Origin of the sequence: Cryobacterium sp. TMT1-3, from assembly GCF_004402315.1 — a bacterium.
Taxonomy (GTDB): domain Bacteria; phylum Actinomycetota; class Actinomycetes; order Actinomycetales; family Microbacteriaceae; genus Cryobacterium; species Cryobacterium luteum.
Window position 1 is genome coordinate 219,756 of the sequence record NZ_SOFW01000037.1, and the last position, 22,568, is coordinate 242,323.

General features: G+C 65.6%; 15 protein-coding genes and 1 tRNA gene. 8 read left to right on the top strand and 8 right to left on the bottom strand.

Annotated features, from left to right (window positions below; translation table 11 throughout):
• Positions 1-11 precede the first annotated feature (11 nt).
• Entirely contained in the window at positions 12-755 is a 744-nt protein-coding gene (locus E3O25_RS13335; protein WP_092108523.1) for a trimeric intracellular cation channel family protein, read from the top strand.
• Positions 756-843: 88 nt separating this feature from the next.
• Here E3O25_RS13335 and E3O25_RS13340 read toward each other — a convergent pair whose 3' ends face one another.
• The gene (locus tag E3O25_RS13340) at positions 844-1,680 is read right to left on the bottom strand and encodes an inositol monophosphatase family protein (protein ID WP_134361351.1); all 837 of its coding nucleotides are present in this window, start codon (positions 1,678-1,680) and stop codon (positions 844-846) included.
• 125 nt (positions 1,681-1,805) lie between these two features.
• Between E3O25_RS13340 and E3O25_RS13345 the strand changes: the two genes are divergently transcribed.
• Positions 1,806-1,881, top strand: a tRNA-Lys gene (locus E3O25_RS13345).
• An 86-nt stretch (positions 1,882-1,967) separates the two neighbouring features.
• Here the strand turns inward: E3O25_RS13345 and E3O25_RS13350 are convergent.
• The 4 genes from E3O25_RS13350 to E3O25_RS13365 are packed head-to-tail and all read right to left on the bottom strand — an operon-like array spanning position 1,968 to position 7,939.
• The gene (locus E3O25_RS13350) at positions 1,968-3,155 is read right to left on the bottom strand and encodes an acetyl-CoA acetyltransferase (protein ID WP_092108527.1); all 1,188 of its coding nucleotides are present in this window, start codon (positions 3,153-3,155) and stop codon (positions 1,968-1,970) included.
• Entirely contained in the window at positions 3,152-4,495 is a 1,344-nt protein-coding gene (locus tag E3O25_RS13355; protein ID WP_134361352.1) for an MFS transporter, read from the bottom strand. Before E3O25_RS13355 ends, E3O25_RS13350 begins: the two co-directional genes overlap by 4 nt.
• A gap of 4 nt (positions 4,496-4,499) precedes the next feature.
• Positions 4,500-6,368, bottom strand: coding sequence for a GAF domain-containing protein (locus E3O25_RS13360; RefSeq protein WP_092108531.1), 1,869 nt, complete (start codon positions 6,366-6,368; stop codon positions 4,500-4,502).
• Positions 6,365-7,939 (bottom strand): class I adenylate-forming enzyme family protein, encoded by a 1,575-nt coding sequence (locus tag E3O25_RS13365; protein ID WP_134361353.1) that lies wholly within the window; start codon positions 7,937-7,939, stop codon positions 6,365-6,367. Before E3O25_RS13365 ends, E3O25_RS13360 begins: the two co-directional genes overlap by 4 nt.
• A 268-nt stretch (positions 7,940-8,207) precedes the next feature.
• On the opposite strand from E3O25_RS13365, the gene E3O25_RS17945 reads away from it, so the two are divergent.
• Positions 8,208-9,482 (top strand): DUF222 domain-containing protein, encoded by a 1,275-nt coding sequence (locus E3O25_RS17945; RefSeq protein ID WP_134361354.1) that lies wholly within the window; start codon positions 8,208-8,210, stop codon positions 9,480-9,482.
• Positions 9,392-10,039 carry a hypothetical protein gene (locus E3O25_RS17555; RefSeq protein WP_370448766.1) on the top strand — a complete coding sequence of 216 codons (648 nt, stop codon included), beginning with the start codon at positions 9,392-9,394 and terminating at the stop codon, positions 10,037-10,039. Before E3O25_RS17945 ends, E3O25_RS17555 begins: the two co-directional genes overlap by 91 nt.
• A gap of 12 nt (positions 10,040-10,051) precedes the next feature.
• On the opposite strand, the gene E3O25_RS13380 is transcribed toward E3O25_RS17555, so the two are convergent.
• Positions 10,052-12,529 carry an HAD-IC family P-type ATPase gene (locus tag E3O25_RS13380; protein ID WP_134361356.1) on the bottom strand — a complete coding sequence of 826 codons (2,478 nt, stop codon included), beginning with the start codon at positions 12,527-12,529 and terminating at the stop codon, positions 10,052-10,054.
• Between the two features lie 319 nt (positions 12,530-12,848).
• Here E3O25_RS13380 and E3O25_RS13385 point away from each other — a divergent pair, with 319 nt between their 5' ends.
• The 3 genes from E3O25_RS13385 (at position 12,849) to E3O25_RS13395 (ending at position 18,389) form a co-directional block, all read left to right on the top strand.
• Positions 12,849-16,067 carry a beta-phosphoglucomutase family hydrolase gene (locus E3O25_RS13385; RefSeq protein ID WP_134450367.1) on the top strand — a complete coding sequence of 1,073 codons (3,219 nt, stop codon included), beginning with the start codon at positions 12,849-12,851 and terminating at the stop codon, positions 16,065-16,067.
• A 367-nt stretch (positions 16,068-16,434) separates the two neighbouring features.
• Positions 16,435-17,589, top strand: coding sequence for an enoyl-CoA hydratase/isomerase family protein (locus tag E3O25_RS13390; protein WP_241988595.1), 1,155 nt, complete (start codon positions 16,435-16,437; stop codon positions 17,587-17,589).
• A complete protein-coding gene (locus tag E3O25_RS13395; RefSeq protein ID WP_092108539.1) occupies positions 17,586-18,389 on the top strand; it encodes an enoyl-CoA hydratase in 804 nt (267 codons plus the stop codon). Before E3O25_RS13390 ends, E3O25_RS13395 begins: the two co-directional genes overlap by 4 nt.
• Here the strand turns inward: E3O25_RS13395 and E3O25_RS13400 are convergent.
• On the bottom strand, positions 18,386-19,102 hold the full coding sequence (locus E3O25_RS13400; RefSeq protein WP_370448765.1) for a response regulator: 717 nt from the start codon (positions 19,100-19,102) through the stop codon (positions 18,386-18,388). The two genes, E3O25_RS13395 and E3O25_RS13400, sit on opposite strands and share 4 nt — an antisense overlap.
• On the bottom strand, positions 19,095-20,753 hold the full coding sequence (locus E3O25_RS13405; protein WP_134361357.1) for a sensor histidine kinase: 1,659 nt from the start codon (positions 20,751-20,753) through the stop codon (positions 19,095-19,097). The genes E3O25_RS13400 and E3O25_RS13405 overlap by 8 nt, the downstream gene beginning before the upstream one ends.
• A gap of 136 nt (positions 20,754-20,889) precedes the next feature.
• Here E3O25_RS13405 and E3O25_RS13410 point away from each other — a divergent pair, with 136 nt between their 5' ends.
• The gene (locus E3O25_RS13410; protein ID WP_134361358.1) at positions 20,890-22,296 is read left to right on the top strand and encodes a cation:dicarboxylate symporter family transporter; all 1,407 of its coding nucleotides are present in this window, start codon (positions 20,890-20,892) and stop codon (positions 22,294-22,296) included.
• The last annotated feature ends 272 nt before the right edge of the window (positions 22,297-22,568 follow it).

Consider the following 22,568-nt stretch of genomic DNA (forward strand, 5'->3'; position numbering starts at 1 on the left):
GAATGGGGCAAGTGATCACTGAGTCGGAGACGCTGTTTGAGGTAATCCGCTTCGTGGACCTGGCCGGTGTACTCGCCAACGCCATCCTCGGCGGGGTTGCCGCGCGCACGGCCCGCCTCGATATCGTCGGTTTTGTGGTGCTCGCCATCATGAGCGGGCTCGGCGGCGGCATGATCCGCGACACGCTGCTGCAGCAGGGCAGCCCGGCCGCGTTGCTCGACCCGGCCTACCTGATCTGCGCCATTCTCGGCGGGGTTATCGCCTACTTCGTCACCTTCAACGGGCGCTGGACCCGCCGTGTGCTGCTGCTGCTCGACGCGCTCGCCGTGGGCTGCTGGTCGGCGGTCGGGGCGCAGAAAGCGCTCGAAGCCGGTCTGGGCTGGCTCCCGGCGATTCTGCTCGGCATCATCACCGCGGTCGGCGGCGGAATGGTGCGCGACATTATGCTGCTCAAGGTGCCGACCATCTTTGGCGGCAACACGCTCTACGCCACCAGCGCCCTGCTCGCGAGCACCGAGATGGTCATTCTGAGCAAGCTCGGGTTCGTGGCGATCGGTACCGGCGTGGCCATTCTCAGCGGCGCCGGGCTGTCGCTGCTGGCCAAACGCTACGGCTGGATTCTGCCGACCGGCTATGCGCTGCGCATCCCGAAACCGATTCTGCTGTTGAATCCGCGGGCCTGGCGCCAGCGGCGCCTCGACGCTCGCAACGTGCGCGACGGTATCTTCCCCGACGATCCGGCTGCTTCGGTTTAGTTTGGTGGGGGCAGCGGTCGGGGGGGCGCAATCGTCCTTCTGGGCCCGCTTTTACGACGATTCGCGACCCTTCACGAACGCCGGTCGGTCAAGAAGACGCCGGGTTCAGCACGGCGAGCGTCGCCGCGTGCAGCAGTGTGTTGGTGGCCAGGGCGCTGCCGTGCCAGGGTCCGGGCTGGCCGTCGACCGAGGTGAAGGTGCCGCCGGCCTCCTGCACGATCGGAATGAGCGCCGCCATGTCGTAGGGCTGCAGGTCGAATTCGCCGGCCAGGTCGAGGTGGCCCTCGGCGAGCAGCATATACGACCACATATCGCCGTAGGCGCGGGTGCGCCAGACCTGGCGCGACAGGGTGACGAGCGCGTCGAGGTGCCCGGCTTGATCCCACTGTTGCAGGCTGCCGTAGCTGATCGATGCCTCGGCGAGGGTATCGATGCCGGAGACGCGCAGGCGGGTGGGGGCGTCGCGCAGGCGGGTGGGGGCGGCATCCGCTTGGGTCAGGTCGCTGGACCAGGCGCCGCTGCCGGTAGCGGCCCACCAGCGTTTGCCGAGGGCGGGGGCGCTGACCACGCCGACTACCGGCACGCCGTCGATGGCTAGGGAGATCAGGGTGGCCCAGATCGGGATGCCGCGGAGGAACCCGGCGGTGCCGTCAATCGGGTCGATGATCCATTGGCGCGTCGTCGATCCGGCCGTTCCGAATTCTTCGCCGAGGATACCGTCGTCGGGCCGGTGCTCGCCGAGCAGGGCGCGGATGGCGCGCTCGACGGCCTGGTCGGCATCCGTCACCGGTGTGCGGTCGGGTTTCGTCGTCACGACGAGGTCGAGCGAGGTGAAGCGGGCGCTGGAGATGGCGTCGGCGGCGTCGGCGAGGGCCAGGCCGAGCTCTAGGTCGTCGGACAGGGCGTAAATTCGCGGTTCGGTCACGCTTCCAAGGATAGTAATTTCGCGAACGGATGCCGGTCATCGCCCCCTTTCGGCCCCGATTGGCATCGAGCCCGCTTGGGGTGTTAGGGTTACACGTTGCCGCGGGTTGATCCGCTGCCTCACATGCACCTCTAGCTCAATTGGCAGAGCAACTGACTCTTAATCAGTGGGTTCCCGGTTCAAGTCCGGGGGGGTGCACCACCGAAAACCCGTCGTCACTGTGCTGCATAGTGACGGCGGGTTTTTTTGTGCAAATGAGTGGTGTGCGTGACAGATGCTGGTTCGAGTTAAATACTTTCCAGAACGCTGACGTAGTTGGCGACGGCCAAGCCGCCCATGTTCTGAATTGCCGCTCGCTGGGCGTTGGGAAGTTGCATCGCTCCGGCGGTTCCGGTGAGCTGCATGGCCGATATCACGTGCTGCGAAACGCCGGTCGCCCCGACGGGATGTCCCTTCGACTTCAACCCTCCAGAAAGGTTGATCGGTAGTCTGCCGTCGCGAAACACCCAACCTTCGTCAAGAGCGCGGCGCCCGTGACCTCGGGGGGTCAGGCCAATTGCTTCGTAGGTCAGGAGCTCGGCGATGGTGAAGCAATCGTGCACCTCGGCGAACGACAGGTCGTCCAATTCGACGCCAGCCATCTGCAGGGCGCGCTGCCACGCGGCGACCGTGCCGGCAAAATCCAGAGGGTCTCTCTTGGCGCTGGGCAGGAAATCGTTGGCCTGGCCAAATCCCGTGAGGCGCACTCCAGTGGTGGCGGCATTCGCAGACCTGTGCGTGCTGATGATGACCGCTGCGGCACCGTCTGACACGGGTGAGCAGTCACTTCGCCGGAGTGAGCCGGCAACGATGGGGTTTTGTTCGGAAACAGTCTGGCAGAATGCCTCACCCAGATCCTTGTGCAGGTGGGCATACGGGTTGGACATTCCGTTGTGATGGTTCTTCGCCGCAATCGTTCCCAGGGGATCGCCGATCGCGCCATACCGCTGTTCGTAGGCGTCGGTGACGGTGGCAAACAGCCCCGCAAAGCCCGTGCGCGACTCCTTACCTGCCATTTCGTAGTCGGCGCCGAGAAGGGCAGCACCGACTGTCTGGGCGCCGGCGCCGGTCATCTTCTCTGCTCCGATGACAAGCACCGTCCTGGCGGTTCCGGCGAGGACTGATTTCACCCCCTGCTGAAAGGCTGCGGAGCCCGACGAGCAGGCATTCTCGACCCGCGTGGCCGGCACGTTCGCCAGATCAGCGGATGCCTGCAGCGCGAGCGAGGATGCAAACGCCAACGGTTGCATCCCGGCGTTGAACTGGCCGAGGTAGATCTCGTCCACGTCGCGGGCCTCGATACCGGCCTGTGCGATCGCCTCGATGGTCACGCGCACGATGAGCGATTCCAGGGTCTCATCGACGAGCTTGCCGAAGCGTGAGTGCCCCCATCCGGTCAGCAGCACATCTCGGCCGAATTCATCGCTGAGGCTCATACGCGTGCTCCTTCGGCCTCTGCCAGTGCTGGCGCGACCGACGGCGTCGGTGAATTGTCAGCGAAGTCGCTCGGACGGAGCACGATCAAGGCGATGATCGAGGCGACGGCGGTGCCAACGAAGAAGTACCACGGCGAGGTGATGTCCCCGGTGCGGGAGATCAGCCAGGTGGCAATCATCGGGGCGCTGCCGCCGAAGACCGCGACGGGGATGTTGTAGGCCAAGGCAATGCCGGTGGACCGCACCCGGGTCGGTAGCAGCTCACTCATCGTGGCATAGGTCGAGGAGGCGTACAGGCCGAACAGCACGGCGCTGGTGACGAGTGGCCAGATGAAGCTGGACAGAGTGGCGCCAGGGGCCGCTTGAAAGAACCAGAACAGCGTCGCCGCGGACAGTACCGCGACCGTCAGCAGGAAGGGCTTGCGACCGAACCGGTCGGTCAACATGCCGCCGAAAGGCATGACGACCGCCGAAAGCAGGCTGGCGATGAAGACATAGAGCAGCACGGTCCCGGTATCGAACTTCAGAAGGGTCGACATGAAGGTCGATGCGTAGACGAGCACCAGATAGAAGATCGAACTGTGCAGGGTGATGATGAAGAAGATGAGCGCCAGAGAACGCTTCCAGGCGAAGACTTCCCGGAGGGGGTTCTTCGACGTTTTGCCGGCCGCCTGCAGGGAGCGGAATTCCGGGCTGTCCTCGAGTTTCAAGCGGATGTAGAGCGAGATGAGTCCGAGCGGACCAGCAAGCAGGAACGGAACTCGCCAGCCCCAGGCCTGCATGACATCGGGTCCGGCCAGAAAACTCATGCCGTTGGCGACCAGGCCGCCGAGCACCAGACCCAGCACCGCAGTCACCATGAGCCAGCTGGTCGAGAACCCACGTCGGCCGGGCCCCGCGTACTCCGAGATGAACGCCGTGATCGTGCCGATCTCGCCACCAGCAGAGAAACCTTGCAAGCACCGCACCAGTATGAGCAGAATGGGCGCCGCAACACCAATAGCGTCGTAGGCGGGCAGGGCCCCCAGGAGAAAAGTCGAGCCGGCCATGAGGATAAGGACCGTGACCAGGGTCTTGCGCCGCCCGATTTTATCGGCCATCGGGCCGAAAAAGAGTCCGCCCAGCGGTCGGATGAAGAAACTCAGCGCGAAAACGGCGAAGCTGCTGAGGAGACTGGTCATGGGGTCGTCCGAAACGAAGAATGCCTGCCCAATGTAGACGGCCAGGAAGCCGTAGATTCCGTAGTCGTACCATTCGATCAGATGTCCGGTGGTCGCGCCGACGAACGCCCGGCGGCGGTGCCATGTGGTGGGTGATGAAACTTCAGATGAGAGCGCCATTGCGTCAATCCTTAGTGTGAGATGGGGGTCGAGGTGCCCGGAGGGCATGGATGGTCAGCGCCAGTTGGCGCTGAATCGCGACGTCGGTGTCGCGCCAATTCGTACCGGTCAGCTGATCGATCCGGATAAGACGTTGGTGAACGGTGTTCGGGTGCAGGTAGAGAACCTCCGCCGCTGCGGCAACATTGGAGGACTGCCGGTAGACGACTTCCAGCGTTCGCACCAGTTCTGTGGCGTGTGCGTTGTCGTAGTCGAGGAGTTCTCCGAGAACGTCCCGGACGAACTCTTCGAGGTCATCGGGAGAGGTGCTTGCCAGAATTGCAGGGAACGGTGCGACTCCGGAGCTGTCAGCCCCCTGCCCGGCGCGACCCAGTGCCACGAGCGCTCGCACGGTGTTTCGGGCATCGCGCACGCCGGCTTGGAGGGTTTGAGCTGTTGCGAGGCTGCGGCTGGCGCCAACGGTCACCACGCCATCCACTGCGGCGCACAGCGCTGCGGCCGTTTGCTCGGCGGAACGCCGTGGATTCGCGCCGGGCAGCCACAGCAAGACCTCGCCCTCTACCTCGCAGGACAATCCGCCCAGGCGATCTGCGATGCGCAGGGCAGCTCTGAGCACGTCGAATTTGCTCGAGGCGTCGCAGCCAGAGGCGATCAGTACGGTGTCCAACGCCGCAAGGTCGACTGCGACCGTACTGCGCAACACGGCGACGCGATCGCTGCGCGGATCCCGCAGCAGCTCACCGATCAGATTTGACGCGGCCTGCCGCGAGGTATTGAGGCTGGCCAGCACCGACTCGAGCAGGAGTGACCCGACGGATGCTGCCCGCACCAGAATCTGCCGAATGTGGGTCTCATCGCGTTCAGGCACGATGAGCTCGTCGGGCCGGTACAGCACGTAGCCCAGCGTGGCTGTGCTCGCCGAGAGTGGCTGCGCGTTCCAGTCGATGGCGGTGGTCAGCGCGTCCGAGTGTCCCGCTCGGGCAATTTCACGCCGTCGCTCGTCACACAGAACAACGGTGCCGCCCACGGCCGATTGCGTCAACGTGGCCAGATCCTGCAGGGAGCCGCGGCTCATGAGCAGCGTCATGAGCCGGTCCTGCAATTCCAGGATTGTCTGCGAGGTGTTTTCACTGGCGCGCAAAGCCTCGACGGCCGCCTCGAGGTTCTCGACAGTGCGCTGGTCCTGGGCGTGCACGGTAGCGTTCTCGATGATCACCCCAGCGTGTTGTGCCAGTGAGACGAGCAGCTCGACATCCTGCGGCCGGTAATCGTGGGGATGCCGGTCACCAGCCAGCAACAGACCGACAATGCGACCGGCGTAAATGACGGGAACACCGAGGATCGCGCGTAAGCCTTCTTCAACGGTGGCTGAGTCAATCGGGCCGGTGTGGGTGTACTGATCGTCGGCAAGATAATCGCTGGTCCAACTTGGCCGCAGGGTCGATGCGATGTGGCCCGAAATGCCTTGCCCGGGATCAACCGCGAGGCGGTTGAAGGCCTCACTGATAATGCCATCAGACACCCGCATCACGGCCACCCCGGTGCTCTGATCGAAGGTGAGAAAATAGGCGACGTCGGCCATGAGCAGTCGGCGGCTGCGCGAGACAATGGACTGCAACACTCCGTCGACGGCATCCAGCCCGGCGATGTCACGCACCGAGTCGCCCAGCCGAAGCAAGGCCCGTTCCCGCTCCTCCAGCTGGTCGATTCGAGTGCGCACCGTGACGGCGGCCGCAATGAGAGCGCTTTCTGCGGGGTCGACGGCGTTGCTGCCGGCAAGCCCGCGCAGTTCGGTGGTGGTGGCTCCGTCGGCCAGGCGGGTCAGCAGATCGGAGTACAGAGCGCTGCCCGAGGGCTCGGTATCGGCGCTCATGATGGTGTGGGCGCGTTGGGGGTCAGCTCGCCCGACAGCTGAAAGCGACGAATTTTGCCGACGCTCGTTCGGGGCAACTCTTCGATGACGGTCCACTCCCGGGGGCGACTCTGCGGCGGGAGGTTGAGTTGCGCCCACATCGTAAGTTGTTCCGGCAGGGGAGGATTAGCGCGATCGCGCGGTACCACGAACGCTACGGGGACCTGATCACGAATCGGATCCGGTTTCGCCAGAACGGCGGCCTCGAGCACGCCGGGTGCCTGGGCGATCACGGCCTCGATCTCTGTGAGGCTGACGTTCTCTCCGGCGACCTTGATGACGTCGTCGACCCGGCCCACGAATCGGAGCGTGCCGTCGCTGTCTCGTCGGGCGAGATCGCCCGTGCTGAACCACGTTTCGCCGTTTCTCGTCGAGAAACTGCGCGCTGTCGTGATCGGGTCGTCGAGGTAACCGGCGAATACGTCCACTCCCGGGGTGCCTTGCAGGGTCATCACGCCGGGTAGTCCCGTCGAAACGGGCTGGCCGGTCGCTGGGTCGAGCAGTTCGAGCCGTCGGCCAGCAATTGGAGTTCCGATGACGTCCGATCTCGGCAGCGCGGCCAGGTCAGCGGTGACGATCGCGGTGGTCTCGGTCATGCCATAGAGTTGCCGCGGCTGGCAGCCGGTGAGGTCTGCGAACTCGCGGTAGTGGTCGTCACCGAGGCTCTGCGCATACCAGACGTGTTTCAGGTGCAGACGCGGCGCATCCGCTGGACGACGTGCGAGAATCATGCGGATTGGAGCGGCGAACAGGCTCGCGTGGGTTGCAGCCAGTCTCGCCGCCTGTGAGAACCAGCGCGATGCGCTGAAAGTCGAGGTGAGGGCAACACTGGCCCCGACCGCGATGGCCGGCGCAAAGCAATAGAACTGGCTGTTCCCGTGAAACAGCGGTAGCGTGACCAGCCATCGATGCTGCGGCTGGAGTGAGATGATTTCGGCCATCGAGCCGGCAAGCCCGCGGTAATTGCGCTGGGTGAGCACTACTCCTTTGGGTTCTGCCGTTGTGCCTGACGTGAACATGGCGGCAAGGCGATCCATCGGCAGGACGGTATCGAAGACACGATCGTCGATCATTGTGTTCGGAGCCAGAAGGGGGGAACCGGGCAGGGCGTCAGCTGCGGCCTCCGTGAGCTCAACGACCGATTCCAGTTGTCCGTCCGCGGCGGCAAGATAGACATCCCGCCTTGCTGCGGCGTAAAACCCCACTTTGGGCTTGGTCCGGCGAATTTGCGACGCCAGGTCTCGAGCAGTGGATGCGGGGTCGACGGGAATGATCCACGCGCCAAGTCGTGTCGCCGCGAGCCAGAGCAGTACGAAGGCGGGACAGTTGCGGAGCGCCAGGTGGATGGGATCACCGTGCCGGACGCCGAGATTGCACAATGTCCTTGCCGTGGCGGCGACGAGATCGTCGAACTCCCAGTAGGTCCACGCGGTGGGCTCGGAGTCCGAGTCGCTGAAGACCAGGAATACGCGACTGCTGTGCTCCGTGACCGCGTCGGCCCATAGCTGGTGGAACGTTTCTGTGTCGTGCATGGGAACCAAACGCCTTTGCTTTAGGGATCCGCCCGAACTTCGTTGATCGAAGACGTGTCCACACTATTCCCGCGCAACCCCAACCACGATGTGAGTTCCTCACTGAAAAGTGCGGTTGAGGTGTGCACTCATCACGGCTGTGCACGTCAGAGCGCCCAAAATGTTGTTCGCGAAATGCGACTGGACGTCCGAATGCAGCTTCGCTCAGAATTCCCAAAAGATCTGAGAATCCCTCGACTTGAGCGGTTGAGCTTGGTACACTTGTTCTATGAGCCAGAGCGGCGACACCCCCCAGCCGGGCCTCGTCGATCCGTTCTTCGCTGCCCACGGCTACCGGCCTTCCACCGCCGAGGAGCGCGCCGAGTTCGAAGTGTTCTGGGCGCAGTGCCAGGCAGACTGGCGGGTCGAGATTGCTGAGGGCCTCGGTCAGTTCGCTCCGTACGACGCCCTCGAAGACGTCGATACGGAGCCTTTCAGCACCGACCCCTTCCTATCAGATCTTGTCGGTCCGGAATGTGTCGGCCCGGAGTCCTATCGCCGTGAGATGCCTGACGGCCCGCCGCTGCCGGCCGGCCTGGACCTGACCGAGGTGTTCGCCGCCGTGCCGCCCGCGGGCCTGTTCGATGATGACCTGCGGGAGGAGTTCCTCTACGCCGAGTACCTGCGCACGGAGCACGACAGTGACGACGAACCGGGCCCGAAGCTCCCGGCCGACGATAGTCCGGCCGATGGCAGTCTGGCCGATGACTTGAGTCCGTTCCAGCGGCATCAGGCGCAGTTCGTTGACCGGGTGCTCTTCTTCGAGAAGATCATCGCCTGGGCGCAGGCGAGCAAGGCTGAGGTCCTCACCGAGGCGTGGGACTTCACCACCAACACCGCCGAAACCGGCTGCCCCGTGTCGGGGCCGGGCCACGAGCACGACTGGGACGCCGCCTTCGCCGCGCAACAAGGCCTCGTCGCGGAGATGGCGTGCGCGCTGCGCATCCCCCAGGGCACCGCGTCCGGGCTGCTCCGAGAGAGCCGCCAACTGGTGGTCGAGCGGCCCGACACGCTCACCGCCCTGCGCACCGGAGAGATCTCCCTGCGGCACGTGAGCCGCCTGCTCGACCAACTCGGCTCCGTGCCCCGGCCCGGTCGCACCGAGCTCGAAGCAGTCCTGCTCCCGCACGCGAAACGCCTCACTCCGGCCCAGTTCGATGGCAAGGCCCGCAAACTGCGGGAACGGTTCCACCCCGACAGCATCACCGTGCGCCGGGCCAAGTGCCTCGCTGATCGTCGGGTGGAGTTCTTTCCCGACCAGGACGGCATGGCCACCCTGTGCTTGCAAACGCGTGGTTGCGCGCGGCCGGTGACGACCTCCAGGCGGTCTACACCCGCGTCACCGACGCCGCGATCAGCCTGCAAGGCCCCGACGAACCCCGCACCCTCAACCAGTTACGCGCCGACGTCGCCATCGACCGGCTCCAGCAGGGCGTCACCGGCAGCGGCCTCGGCGCCGGGCTCACCGCGAACGTCAACATCACCGTGCCGGTGCTCACCCTGATGGGTAAGAGTGAAGAGCCGGGCGAACTCGAAGGCTACGGGCCGATCGACCCCGAAACCGCCCGCCGCCTGGCCGGCACCGCGACAAGTTTCCTGCGCGTCCTCACCCACCCGCACACCGGCATCGTCCTCGACGTCAGCGCGGAACCGTTCCGAGTGCCGGCGAGCCTGAAAAAGTACCTGCGACTGCGCGATGGAACCTGCCGCTTCCCCGGCTGCAACCGCTCCGCCGGGCACAGCGACCTCGACCACACCATTGACAAACAATTCGGCGGCCCCACCACCGCCACCAACCTGCACTTCCTTTCCCCAGCCCACCACAGCGTGAAGCACTTCAGCAATTGGAAACCCATCGCCGACCCCGACGGTACCCTGCACTGGACCAGCCCCGCCGGCAAACACTACGCCACCGACCCCGCCACACGCATCAGCCCCCACCTGCAACAAACCGCACCAGCACCACCCCCGCCGACCGCACCAGCACCACCCGCGCCCAACCCTTGGAACTCCGTCTGGGACACCGACAATGGCGGGGACCCTGACCCCGAACCGTTCTAAGTCAAGCTATCCTCACACTGGGCGTCCGCGGAACCGCGCGTTGACCCGCGCTCGGATCCGTCCCAGAATCTCGACCGCGAGGCATCCGACGAACGCCGTGATCACCGACAGCTGCAGCAGCGCCGGCGGCGGCACCGCCAGATTGAAGAAGTCCCTTGGCAGGGGAATCGTGAGCATACCGACGAGCACGATGTACATCGCGAGCACGATGCCGACCCGTGCCAGGTTCAGCGGTCGCGAGACCACCACCAGAACCCAGAGCGCGATGAGCGAGAGGGTGATCACCGACGCCCCATGAACATCCTCGGTGGAGAAACCGCCGACCAGGCGCGCATAGGCGTTCACCGCGAGGATGCCGGCGGTGACGATGAGTCCGGCTGGCACGGCGAACCAGAGCGAGCGTTTCAGGAATCCCGGCCGGTAGCGGCGGGTATTCGCCATCAGCGCAAGGAAGAAGGACGGGATCCCGATGGTCAGCCCGTCGGTCGCCGAGAGCTGGCGCGGCAGGAAGGGGAACCCCCAGATCAGCGCCCCGAAGATCATCGACATGGCAATGGCATACGCGGTCTTGCTCAGGTACAGTACGGAGACTCGTTCGATGTTGGCGATCACGCGCCGGCCCTCCGCCACGACGCTCGGTAGCCGGTCAAATCGGCCGTCCAGCAACACCAGACGGGACACCGCCTTGGTGGCCGCGGCGGCCGTGTTCATGGCGATTCCGATGTCGGCGTGTTTCAGCGCGAGGGCGTCGTTCACGCCATCACCGGTCATCGCGACCACGTGGCCGCGCCGCTGGAGGGCCCGCACCATATCCTTCTTCTGTGTCGGGGTGACCCGGCCGAATACCAGTTGCTGCTCCATCATGTCGGCAAGCTGGTCCGGGTCCGCGGGGAGCGTGCGGGCGTCGTAGCCCTCCTCGACGTGGATACCGACCTCCCGCGCCACTGCAGCGACGGTCTGGGGATCGTCGCCGGAGATGATGCGCACCCCGACACCCTGGTCGCGGAAGTAGGCGAGCGTGCGCGCCGCGTCGGGGCGGACCTTCTCCCGGAATGTCAGCAGCACCGTCGACGACAATCTAGAGGGGAGGCCGGCGCCGGCCGCAGTGCCTGCGGCGCCGGCGGCATTCGTTGAAATCATCTCCGAGCTGTGGGCGAGGACGAGCGTTCTCATACCGGCCGACGCGAGGGTGTTCGCTTCGTCCAGAACGGTGGCTGCGGCCGACCCCCGGGGTGATTCCGGATTCAGTACCAGCTCAGGGGCGCCCAGTACCCAGGTTCCTGCGGCGACAGTGTCAGCGCCGAACGCGACGGCACTCCACTTGCGCTCGGACGAGAACGGGATCGCGGCAACGGCACCGAGGGCGCTGTCGGCCGTGAATTCCTCGGCGAGGCACCGGGCTGTTGCGTTGGCGTTCGGGTCAGCGCCAAACCAGCCCAAACTCTCTCGCCAACCGGGCCATTCGTCGGCCCCCGTCTCGGGCGTTGTGGCGAGGGAATGCACGGCATCGAACACGATCGCGCCCTCGGTGAGCGTGCCAGTCTTGTCCAGGCAGATGATGTCCACCCGGGCGAGCACCTCCACTGCGGCCAGCTCCTGGATCAGCACCTTGTGCCGGGCCAGTCGCACGCCGCTCACGGCGAAGGCGACGCTCGTCATCAGCACCAGTCCCAGCGGCACCATGGCGATGATGCTCGCTACGGCGCCGACCACCGCGGTCCGCCAGCTGCCGCTGCTGATGGCCAGTTCCCACCCGCCCGCGGCCTGCATCTGGCCGTTGACGACGATCAGCATGATCGGCAGCAGCGCCCAGATGATCCACCGCAGCACCCGGTTGAGTCCGTTGCGAATCTCGGAATTTACCAGCGAAAACCGTTTCGCCTCGGCCGTCAGGCGGCTGGCGAAGGACTCGGCGCCGACGCGCGTAACTCGAGCCAGCCCGTGTCCGGCGACGACGCTCGATCCGGAGAGCACGTCGTCTACCGGAGCCTTCAGCACGGGATCGGCCTCGCCGGTGAGCAGCGACTCGTCGATTTCGAGGCTTTCGCTGTCGATCGTTGTGGCGTCGGCGGGAATCTGGTCCCCGACTCGGAGCACCAGGATGTCTTCGTGCACCACGGCTTCGACCTCGATGTCCTGCACGGTGCCGTCTCGGAGCACGCGGGCGTGCGGGGTGTTGATCACGGCGAGCCGGTCGAGCGCGCGTTTGGCGCGGTATTCCTGCACCACCCCGATCACGGCGTTGCCAACGGCCGAGAATCCGAACAGCGCATCCCTCCACTGGCCCAGCACGAGCAGAAGAATGAAGCTCCCCGCCACAATCGCGTTGAACAGCGTGAGCACATTGGCGCGAACGATTTCCCACAAGCTTCGACTGGAGGCCTGCGAGAACCGGTTCGTGAGCCCGGCCGCGTTCCGCTGTGCTACCTGCTCGCCCGACAGGCCGAGCTGCGCGTGTGGGTGCGCGATGATTTTGGCAGTCCTGCTCACGACGGATCAGCCTCGAACTTCACCATGCCTGAACCCTACGGGAATGGCTCGGCGCGGACTGAGAGAGTTACCACCAATGCGGCGACAGCTCAAGCGCGGGGAATCGACTCGGCCAGCGCCTCAAACGCCCCGAACTCCTGCGCCACCAGCTCCCGCAGCACCACCAGGTCGTCGGCGGTGACCCGGCTGATAGGCTGGGGCTGGCTCATGGCCTGACGCTACACCCAATCAGACACCCCGACGATTGCCTCGACCCGCCGGACACGCAGACCGGCCTGCCGCCGCGTCCCCAGATCGGCTGGCTCCTAGACTGGCTGGTGTGACCCGATATTCGAAGTCGATTACGCGCTACGAGGCCGTCATCTTCGACATGGACGGCGTCGTCACCGACACCGCCCTCGTCCACGCCGCGGCGTGGAAGCGTCTCTTCGACGAGGTGTTGCCCATGCTGGCGCCCGACGCCACGCCCTTCGACGAGGTCGAGGACTACCGGCGCAGCGTCGATGGTCGCCCGCGCGAGGACGGCGTGCGCACCTTCCTCGCTTCGCGTGGCGTGAAGCTGCCCGAAGGAACGGAGCACCGCCCGCTCGGCGCAACGGCCACCCCCACCGTGCAATCCCTGGCGGCCCGCAAACAGTACTTCTTCGACCAAGAGGTCGACGAAAACGGGGTGAGGGCCTACCCCGACGCCGTGACACTGCTGCACCGCCTACGGGCTCGGGGCATCCCGACTGCCGTGGTCACGTCGAGCCGCAACGGCCGGCGGGTGCTGCGGGCAGCCGGAGTCGGTGACCTGTTCGACGTCACAGTCGACGGCACCGACGCCCTGCGGATGCACTTGGCGGGCAAACCCGACCCGGCTACCTTCCTCGAAGCTGCACGACAGCTGCACGTGACCGCGGCGAAGACCGTCGTACTCGAAGATGCAGAGGCCGGTGTCACGGCGGCATCGAACGGAGGTTTCGGCTGGGTCGTCGGCGTCAGTCGGCACGGCGCCGACGGGGGACTTCGTGCTGCGGGTGCCCACCTGATCGTGACCGACCTGAGCGACCTCGACACCCGCCTTGCCGCCGCCCATCCCGGTTGGGCCGGCGGGGAATCCGCGAGCGACCCGTGGCGGCTGCACTATGTCGGATTCGATCCGATGGCCGAGCCGTTGCGGGAGACTCTGTGCACGCTGGGGACCGGCTACTGGGCCACCCGGGGTGCTGCCCCGGAGGTCGATGCCACCGCACTGCATTATCCCGGCACCTATCTCGCCGGCGTCTACAACCGGCTCCACACCCAGGTCAACGGGCACAGCACCGAAGACGAAAGCCTGGTGAACGCACCAAACTGGCTGCCCCTCACCTTCCGCACCGGCGGCATCCACGACGGCGACGCCGAGCCCTGGTTCGACGTCGACACGGCCGAGCTCCTGGACTACGAGCAGACACTCGACCTCGGTCGCGCTGTGCTCACTCGCACATTCCGTGCCAGGGACTCTGCCGGCCGCATCACGCGCATCACCCAGCAGCGCTTCGTCTCGCAGCACGACGACGGGGTGGCGGGCCTCACTGTCACGTTCGCGGCCGAAAACTGGTCGGGTCTGCTCACCGTGCGCTCGGCGTTGGAGGGCCGCGTCGCCAACCGCAACGTGCCAGAGTACCGCCTTCTGGCCGACACCCACCTGGTGCCGCGCGCTACCACCGAGCCGGACGCCGACACCGTGCTGCTTGAAATGGCGACCTCCCAGTCGGGCATTCACATCGTTATGGTCGCCCGGACACGGGTGCTTGTTGACGGGGTGGTGCAGCATCCGCCCCGCACTCTGCTGACGGATGCCGCGGGCTGGGTCGCCCACGAAATCTCCCTGGAGGCCCGAGAGGGGCATCCGTTGACCGTGGAGAAAACCGTGGCCGTGTGCACGTCGCGCGATCGGGCCATCTCGTCGCCCACGCTCGCTGCCACCAATCGGATGCGCCGGCTGCCCGACTTGGCGGCACTGCTTTCCGTGCACGAGAGCGCGTGGCGAGTGCTGTGGAACGACTTCACTGTGCTGCTGGAGACCGATCCCCACACCGATGGGCGCCAGCAGCTGGCACTGAACATCAACACATTTCACGTGCTGCAGAGCGTCGCCGCCGTCACCGCTGACCTCGACGCAGGGCTTCCTGCCCGTGGTCTGCACGGTGAGGGCTACCGCGGTCACATCTTTTGGGACGAGATGTTCGTCTACCCGACGTTGTCGATGCACCGCCCGGAAACGAGCCGGGCGCTGCTCGGCTACCGCTACCGTCGGCTCGGTGAAGCGCGGGCGGCCGCCCGGGCGGCCGGCCATCAGGGGGCAATGTTTCCGTGGCAGAGCGGCATCGACGGGCGCGAGGAGACGCCGACCGAATTGTTCAACCTGCGCAACGACGCTTGGATGCCCGACAACTCACGCCTGCAACGTCACGTGGGACTGGCCATCGCGTACAGCGCGTGGAGGTTCTACGAGTCCACCGGCGACCTCGGCTACCTCGTCGAGCAGGGCGCCGAGTTGATCGTCGAGGTTGCCCGGTATTTCGCCAGCGTGGCCACGCACGACGAGGCGGCCGACCGGTACGACATCGCAGGCGTGATGGGGCCCGATGAGTTCCACGACGGGTATGCGGATGCCCCTGGGAAGGGACTTCGCAACAACGCTTATACGAATGTGATGGCCGCCTGGGTGTTGCGGCGGGCAGCGGATGTCGTTGACCTGCTCCTGCCCCGGTACGCCGACCAGTTGTGGAACCGGCTCCGGCTGCGTCCCGGTGAGCCGAATCGGTGGCGGCTCATCGGCAACCGGCTGCGCGTCCCCTTCCACGCCGACGGCGTGATCAGCCAATTCGAGGGCTACGAACAGCTGAAGGAATTCGACTGGGCCGGCTACCGCGCGCGCTACGGCGCGATCGGTCGGCTCGACCTCATCCTGGCCGGAGAGGGCGACAGCACCAACAACTACAAACTGTGCAAACAAGCGGACGTCCTGATGCTGCTCTACCTGTTCAGCGCCGACGAGCTGCGCGAGGTGCTGCGCGGGCTCGGCTACGACTTTCCGGCGGAGGCGATCCCTCGCACCGTGGAGTATTACCGCGAGCGCTCCAGCCACGGCTCAACCCTCAGCAACGTGGTGCACTCGTGGGTGGAAGCGCGCGGCGACCGGGCGCGTTCCTGGGACTTCCTCGTGCAGGCACTGGAGAGCGACCTGGCCGACATCCAGGGCGGTACCACCCACACCGGCGTGCACCTGGGCGCGATGGCCGGATCGATCGACATGGTCACGCGCTGCTATACCGGTCTGGAGTTGCGTGACGGCAGGCTGTGGCTGCATCCAGTGCTGCCCCCGGAGGTCGAACAGATCGACTTCACACTGTATTTCCAGCAACAGCTGGTCCGGGTGACCGTGGATTCGGCCGTGCTGCGCCTATCCGTCTATCCGGGCGGGGCAGTGCCGATCACGGTGATGGTGGACGGAACGGCGGCTCGTCTGAGTCCTGGCGAGACGCGCGAGTTCGCCTACAGCAACTCATAGACCGTCGGCCTCGGTCGATTCGCCTCGTTAGAGGGCGCATTCCACCCCGTCACCCTGTCGCCCGAGCGCAACCGCCTCGGCGTGCTGGGGCTGACGGGGAAACGACCAGACCCCGACGACTCCCGCGCCACCCTTCTCCGTCTGACACCGTCCGGAACAGACGTCGTAACGGCGTTGGTTCAGGCGGGCGACGCATCCATAACGCGTGAGTGTGTGAGGTGTTCGACTATGTGTGCGCTGCCCTCTGCCCCGACGCCGGGCGGTGGCGATAGTGGTTTGCGCCCGGCCGGCAGTTGCCTCGCTAGACTGTGGCCAAGAGTCCGGGTTCGTGCAGGAGTACGGCCGCATTGTCGCGGAAAGGTGACGTTTGTCCCACACCGAGTTGTCCCATTCCGAGTCCGGAGCCCGATCCGGCAACCTGTCCAGCAGCGAAACCGGCAGCGAAGTGCTCCTACGCCGCGACGGACCGCTGGCCTGCATTATCCTGAACCGGCCGAAGGCCCTCAACGCCCTCACCCACGACATGATCCGCAGCATCGCCGCAGCGCTCACCGAGTGGGCCGATGACGACGCCGTGCAGACCGTGCTGCTCACCGGAAGCGGCGACCGCGCCCTGTGCGCCGGCGGAGACATCGTCTCGATCTACCGCGACGCGCGCACCGATCCAGACGAGAACGCCCGATTCTGGGCCGACGAGTACACCCTCAACGCGCAGATCAAGCGCTACCCCAAACCGTTTGTCGCCCTGATGGACCGCATCGTGCTCGGCGGCGGAGTGGGCCTCTCCGGCCACGCCTCCCACCGGGTCGTGACCGAACGCACCAAACTCGGCATGCCCGAAACCACCATCGGCTTCGTGCCCGACGTCGGCGGAACCTACCTGTACACGCGCACCCCCGGCGAACTCGGTACCCACCTCGCCCTCACCGCGGCAACCATGACCGGCGCCGACGCGATCGCGCTCGGCCTCGCCGACAGCTTCATCGACTCCGCCCGGCTCGAGTCTCTTGTCGACGACCTCAAACGGATGCCCGCTGCCGCCGCGATAACCCAGCTCGCCTCCCCGGCACCCCCGGCACCGCTCCTGACCGAACGAGTGTGGATTGACGAGTGCTATGCCGGAGCTGACCTGCCGACGATCATCGGCAGATTGCAGCAGTCGCCCGTCTCCGTCGCCCGCGATGCGGCAAAAAGCATTCTGGCCAAATCGCCGACCGCCGTCACCGTCACCCTGGAAGCCCTCCGCCGTGCCCGTGCTCTCGACACCCTCGAAGACGTCCTCGAGCAGGAATACCGGGTGTCCCTGCGCATGGTGGCGGGCCACGACGTGATCGAGGGCATTCGCGCGCAGGTCGTCGACAAGGACCGCAACCCGTCCTGGCAGCCGAGCACCCTCACCGCGGTGAGCGACGCCGACGTGCAGGCGCACTTCGCACCGCTCGGGGAGCGCGAGCTGCGCCTGCCGCGGGCAGTGACCACCGACCGAGAGCACCAACCCACCGAACGAAAGGCCACCGCGTGAGCGACACGAGCACAGACACCACCACAGACTCCTACGACAACATCCTGCTGGAGCGCCACGGCCGGGTCGGCGTCATCACCCTCAACCGCCCCAAGGCGCTGAACGCCCTCAACTTCGCCACCATGCAGAACGTCGTCGATGCTGCCACCCGGCTCGACGCCGACCCCGCGATCGGTGCAATCATCATCACCGGTTCGGAGCGAGCCTTCGCCGCCGGCGCCGACATCAAGGAGATGTCGACGATGAGCTACATGGACATGTACCTGAACGACTGGTTCGCCGGCTGGGACCGCCTGGCCGCCGTGCGCACCCCGGTGATCGCCGCGGTCTCCGGTCACGCCCTCGGCGGAGGCTGCGAACTGGCCCTGATCTGCGACTTCATCATCGCCTCCGACACCGCCACCTTCGGCCAGCCGGAGATCAAGCTCGGCGTCATTCCCGGCATGGGCGGATCCCAACGCCTCACCCGCGCCGTCGGCAAGGCCAAGGCGATGGAGATGATCCTCACCGGTCGCACCATCAATGCCGTCGAAGCCGAACGCGCCGGCCTGGTCGCTCGCATCGTGCCGGCAGCCGACCTGCAAGCGGATGCCCTGAAAACCGCCACAGACATCGCGGCGAAATCGGCGCCGATCGCCATGCTCGCCAAGGAGGTCGTGAACGCGGCGTACGAGTCGACGCTGAGCAGCGGCATCCACTTGGAACGTCGCCTGTTCCACTCGGTGTTCGCCACCGATGACCAGAGCGAGGGCATGGCTGCCTTCGTCGAGAAGCGCACGCCGGTCTTCACGAACCGCTAGCGCGCGCTCTTCCAGCTGTACTCGTTCTCGGGCCGACCCGGCGTTCCGTAACGCGGTGCGCGCAGCACGAGGCCCATGTCGGCGAGATACTCCAGGTAACGCCGCGCCGTCACCCGCGACAGGCCGAGCGGTTCCATGAGCTCGCTCGCCGACACCGGCGCGACCTGAGCCTGCAGGTAGGAGACCACCGGGGTCAGGGTCGAATCAGACAGCCCCTTGGGCCGGGGAATATCGGTGGGCGCGCGCAGGCTCGCGAACGCATGATCGACCGCTGACTGCGTCACAACGGATGCCTGCGCGTTCAGCTCCGCACGAAAGTCCCGGTAGCTGGTCAATTTCGTGGCGAAAGTCGAGTAGGTGAACGGTTTGATCAGGTACTGCACGACCCCGGCTGCGATCGCCCCGCGCACGTTGTCGAGGTCGCGCACCGCGGTGATCGCAATGATGTCGGTGGCCAGACCGGCCGCGCGGATGCGCCGACTCACGTCGAGCCCGTGGCTGTCGGGCAGGTTCATGTCCATCAGCACGAGGTCGATCGGTGTGCCGGCCGAGGCAGCCGCCGCGACCCGGCGAAACGCATCTTGCCCGGTGCGGGCCGTACCGACGAGCTCGAAACCGGCGAGACGACCGACATAGACGGCGTGCGCCTCGGCGGCGAGCGATTCGTCCTCGACGACGAGCACACGAATGAGCGGCAGAGCGGCCTCAGTCATGATCGACCGCCACCGGCGAAACGGTCGGCCACAGAGCGGCCGGAATGGTCACCGTGAAGACGGCGCCCTCGCGACGCCCGATGGTGAGCGTGCCGCCGAGGCGGGTCACCGCCTGCCGCACCAGCGCCAGACCGAGCCCGCGGCCACCGATCGAGCGACCCATCGAGCCGCCACCCTTGGTGCTGAAGCCGAGCCGCAGCACGTCGTCGATGACATCGAGTGCCACACCCGCTCCGCTGTCGGCGACCTCGATCGTGACGGCCTGCTCGGTCGATGACACCGTGACCGACACCCGCCGGGGGGCGGCGCCGGCGGCCGCCGCGTCGAGGGCATTGTCGACCAGGTTGCCCAGTACGGTCACGAGATCCTGGATCGACAACCCCGACTGGGCCAGGGTGCCCGACGCGCTGACCGTCAGGGTGACCCCGAGCTCATTGGCCTGCGCCGACTTTCCCATGATCAGTGCGCTGATCACGGGTTCATCGACCGAACCGACCATTTCATCGGCGAGTTGCTGGCTTAACTCAAGATCGGCCGTGGCGAATTCGAGGGCCTCGTGCGTGCGACCGAGTTCCATGAGCGACACGATCGTGTGCAATCGATTGGAATGCTCGTGGGTCTGTGCCCGCAAGGCATCGGAAAGAGTCTGCATGGACTGCAATTCGCTGCCCAGGTTCTGCAGATCGGTGTGGTCACGAATCGTGGCCACGAAACCCATCGGCTTTCCGCCGGCGATCGAGGTGGATGGGGCCAGGGCCGGTTCCTGGTTGACCACGAGCACCCGGGTACCGGTGAGATGGATCTCGTCGTGCGCGGTGCGGCCGCTCTGCAACAACTCTCCAAGGCTCGGCGGCAGGCTCAAATCGGCCAGCGCCGGCGGGGCAGTGGTACTGCCCGCCGTCGGCCGCGGCGGAATGCCGAGCAACCGCGCCGCCTGATCGTTATAGAGCACGAGGTCTCCGTGTAGATCGACCAGCACGAGCCCCTCCCGCACGGAGTGCAGCACCGAATCGTAGTAAACGAACAGCTGAGCGAGATGTTCCGGGCCCCAGCCGAGCGTCACGCGGCGCAGATAGCGCCCGATCAGCCAGGTCACCACGGAGCCCGACGCGAGCAAACCGAGCGCCAGACCGAGCACCGATGGGAGACGGGCGTTCAGGGCAATCGTGATGTTCGACGTCGTGGTGCCCACCGCGACGAGGCCGCGCACGGTGCCGTCGGCATCCGTTATCGGCACCACGGCACGAACGGATGGCCCGAGCGTTCCGGTGCTGATTTCCGTGAAGGCCGTTCCCGACAACGCCGGTTCGATCGCACCGATATAGTCTTTGCCGATTTCCGTCGCCGTGGGGTGGGTCCAGCGGGTGCGGTCCGGGGCCATGATCGTGATGAAGTCGAGTCCGGCATCCTTGGTCAGCGCAAGGGCGTATGGCTGCAGAGACGCGCTCGGATCGACCGATGTGCTCGCGGTGAGCACGAGGGGACTGTCGGCTATGGCGGTGGCGACCGCGAGCATGCGGCTGCTGGTCTCGTCGTAGCCGCGATCGCGGGCATCGACGAAAAAGGCCGTTCCGACGAAGACGGTGAGCACCACGATGAACAGGGCGTGCGCGAGGAACAGCCGCCGGGCAATGCTCCATTCCCTGCGCACTAACGGCCTCTCTCGTGGGTTCGTGAACAATATGACCGCAACCGTGCATACAGGAGCCGCAGCGGGCACTGTGGAACGAATCGCAGCAGCCGGAGCCCGTGGTGGGCCAGGTTAAGCCTAGACATAGGAGTCTGACATGGCATCGACGCCATCAACCCGTACTAAATCTAACAAATCTGGCAAGCCCAAGAAGAGAATCGACTCGTCGCACTACCTCTACATGGCCGTCATCATCGCCGTCGTGCTCGGTATCGTCGTCGGACTGGTCTGGGGCGGCGAAAAGGGCTTCGCCGTATCGCTCAAGCCACTCGGTGACCTGTTCATCGCCCTGATCAGGATGATGATCGCCCCGATCATCTTCTGCACGATCATTCTCGGTATTGGCTCGATCGCCAAGGCCGCCACCGTCGGTAAGATCGGCGGACTGGCCCTGGGCTACTTTCTGATCATGTCGACCTTCGCGCTCGGTATCGGCCTTGTCGTAGGCAACATGATCCACCCGGGTGAGGGAATCAACCTCTCGGACGCCACGTACGAAGCCACCGAATCCGCCGACACCCAGTCGTTCCTGCTCGGAATCGTGCCCACCACCCTGTTCTCGTCGCTGACCAGCGGCAACATTCTGCAGACACTCATGGTGGCTCTGATCGCCGGTTTCGCTCTGCAGCGCATGGGGCCGGCCGGCAAGCCGATTCTCGAGGGAATCGCCCACGTTCAGGCCCTGGTCTTCCGCATTCTCATCATGGTCATGTGGCTCGCCCCGATCGGCGCCTTCGGCGCGATCGCCGCCGTCGTCGGCGCTACCGGCATTCAGGCCGTGATCAGTTTGTTCACCCTGATGGTCGCGTTCTACATCACCTGCATCGTCTTCATCGTGGTCATCCTCGGCGGACTGCTCAAGCTCGTCACCGGTGTGAACATCTTCAAGCTGATGCGTTACCTCGGCCGCGAATACCTGCTGATCGTGTCGACCTCGTCCTCAGAGGCCGCCCTGCCGCGACTCATCGCGAAGATGGAACACCTCGGCATCTCCAAGCCCGTCGTGGGCGTGACCGTGCCCACCGGCTACTCGTTCAACCTCGACGGCACCGCAATCTACCTCACCATGGCGTCGCTGTTCATCGCCAATGCGCTCGGCCAGCCGCTCGCCCTCGGTGAGCAGATCGGCCTGCTCGTCTTCATGATCATCGCGAGCAAGGGAGCCGCCGGAGTCTCCGGCGCCGGCCTCGCCACCCTGGCCGCCGGACTGCAGGCCCACGCCCCGCAGCTCGTCGGTGGCGTCGGGTTCATCGTGGGCATCGACCGCTTCATGTCCGAAGCCCGCGCGCTGACCAACTTCACCGGCAACGCCGTCGCAACCGTCATGATCGGCTCCTGGACCAAGGAGATGGACCGCGTGCAGGTGGACCGCGTGCTCGACAAGCTCGAACCGTTCGACGAGCGCACCATGCTCACCCACGGTCACGTGAGCGCTGCCGACACGCAGCGCAGCACTGAGAAGGCAGCGCAGTCCGAAGTTTTGGAGCGCGCCCAGCTGAAATAGCGCGCGCTACTAGACTCACGCTAAGGGTGTCGTCCGGAGGAATCCTCCCGGGCGGCACCCCTTTTCTCTCTCGGTTTCGGCCCGCCTAAATATCAGTGTGTTAGGATTGTTTACGGTCTTACAACCCTTCACCAGGACGCGCATGCGTAGCCCCCATTTGAGATGGGACGGCCGCCTTCGTATGGTGAGGTGCCGACGGACGCGATCCCATGATTGCTCCACGCCCGCGCTGAATCACTGAACGCGTCTGGGCTGCTCGGTGCCTACCCGTC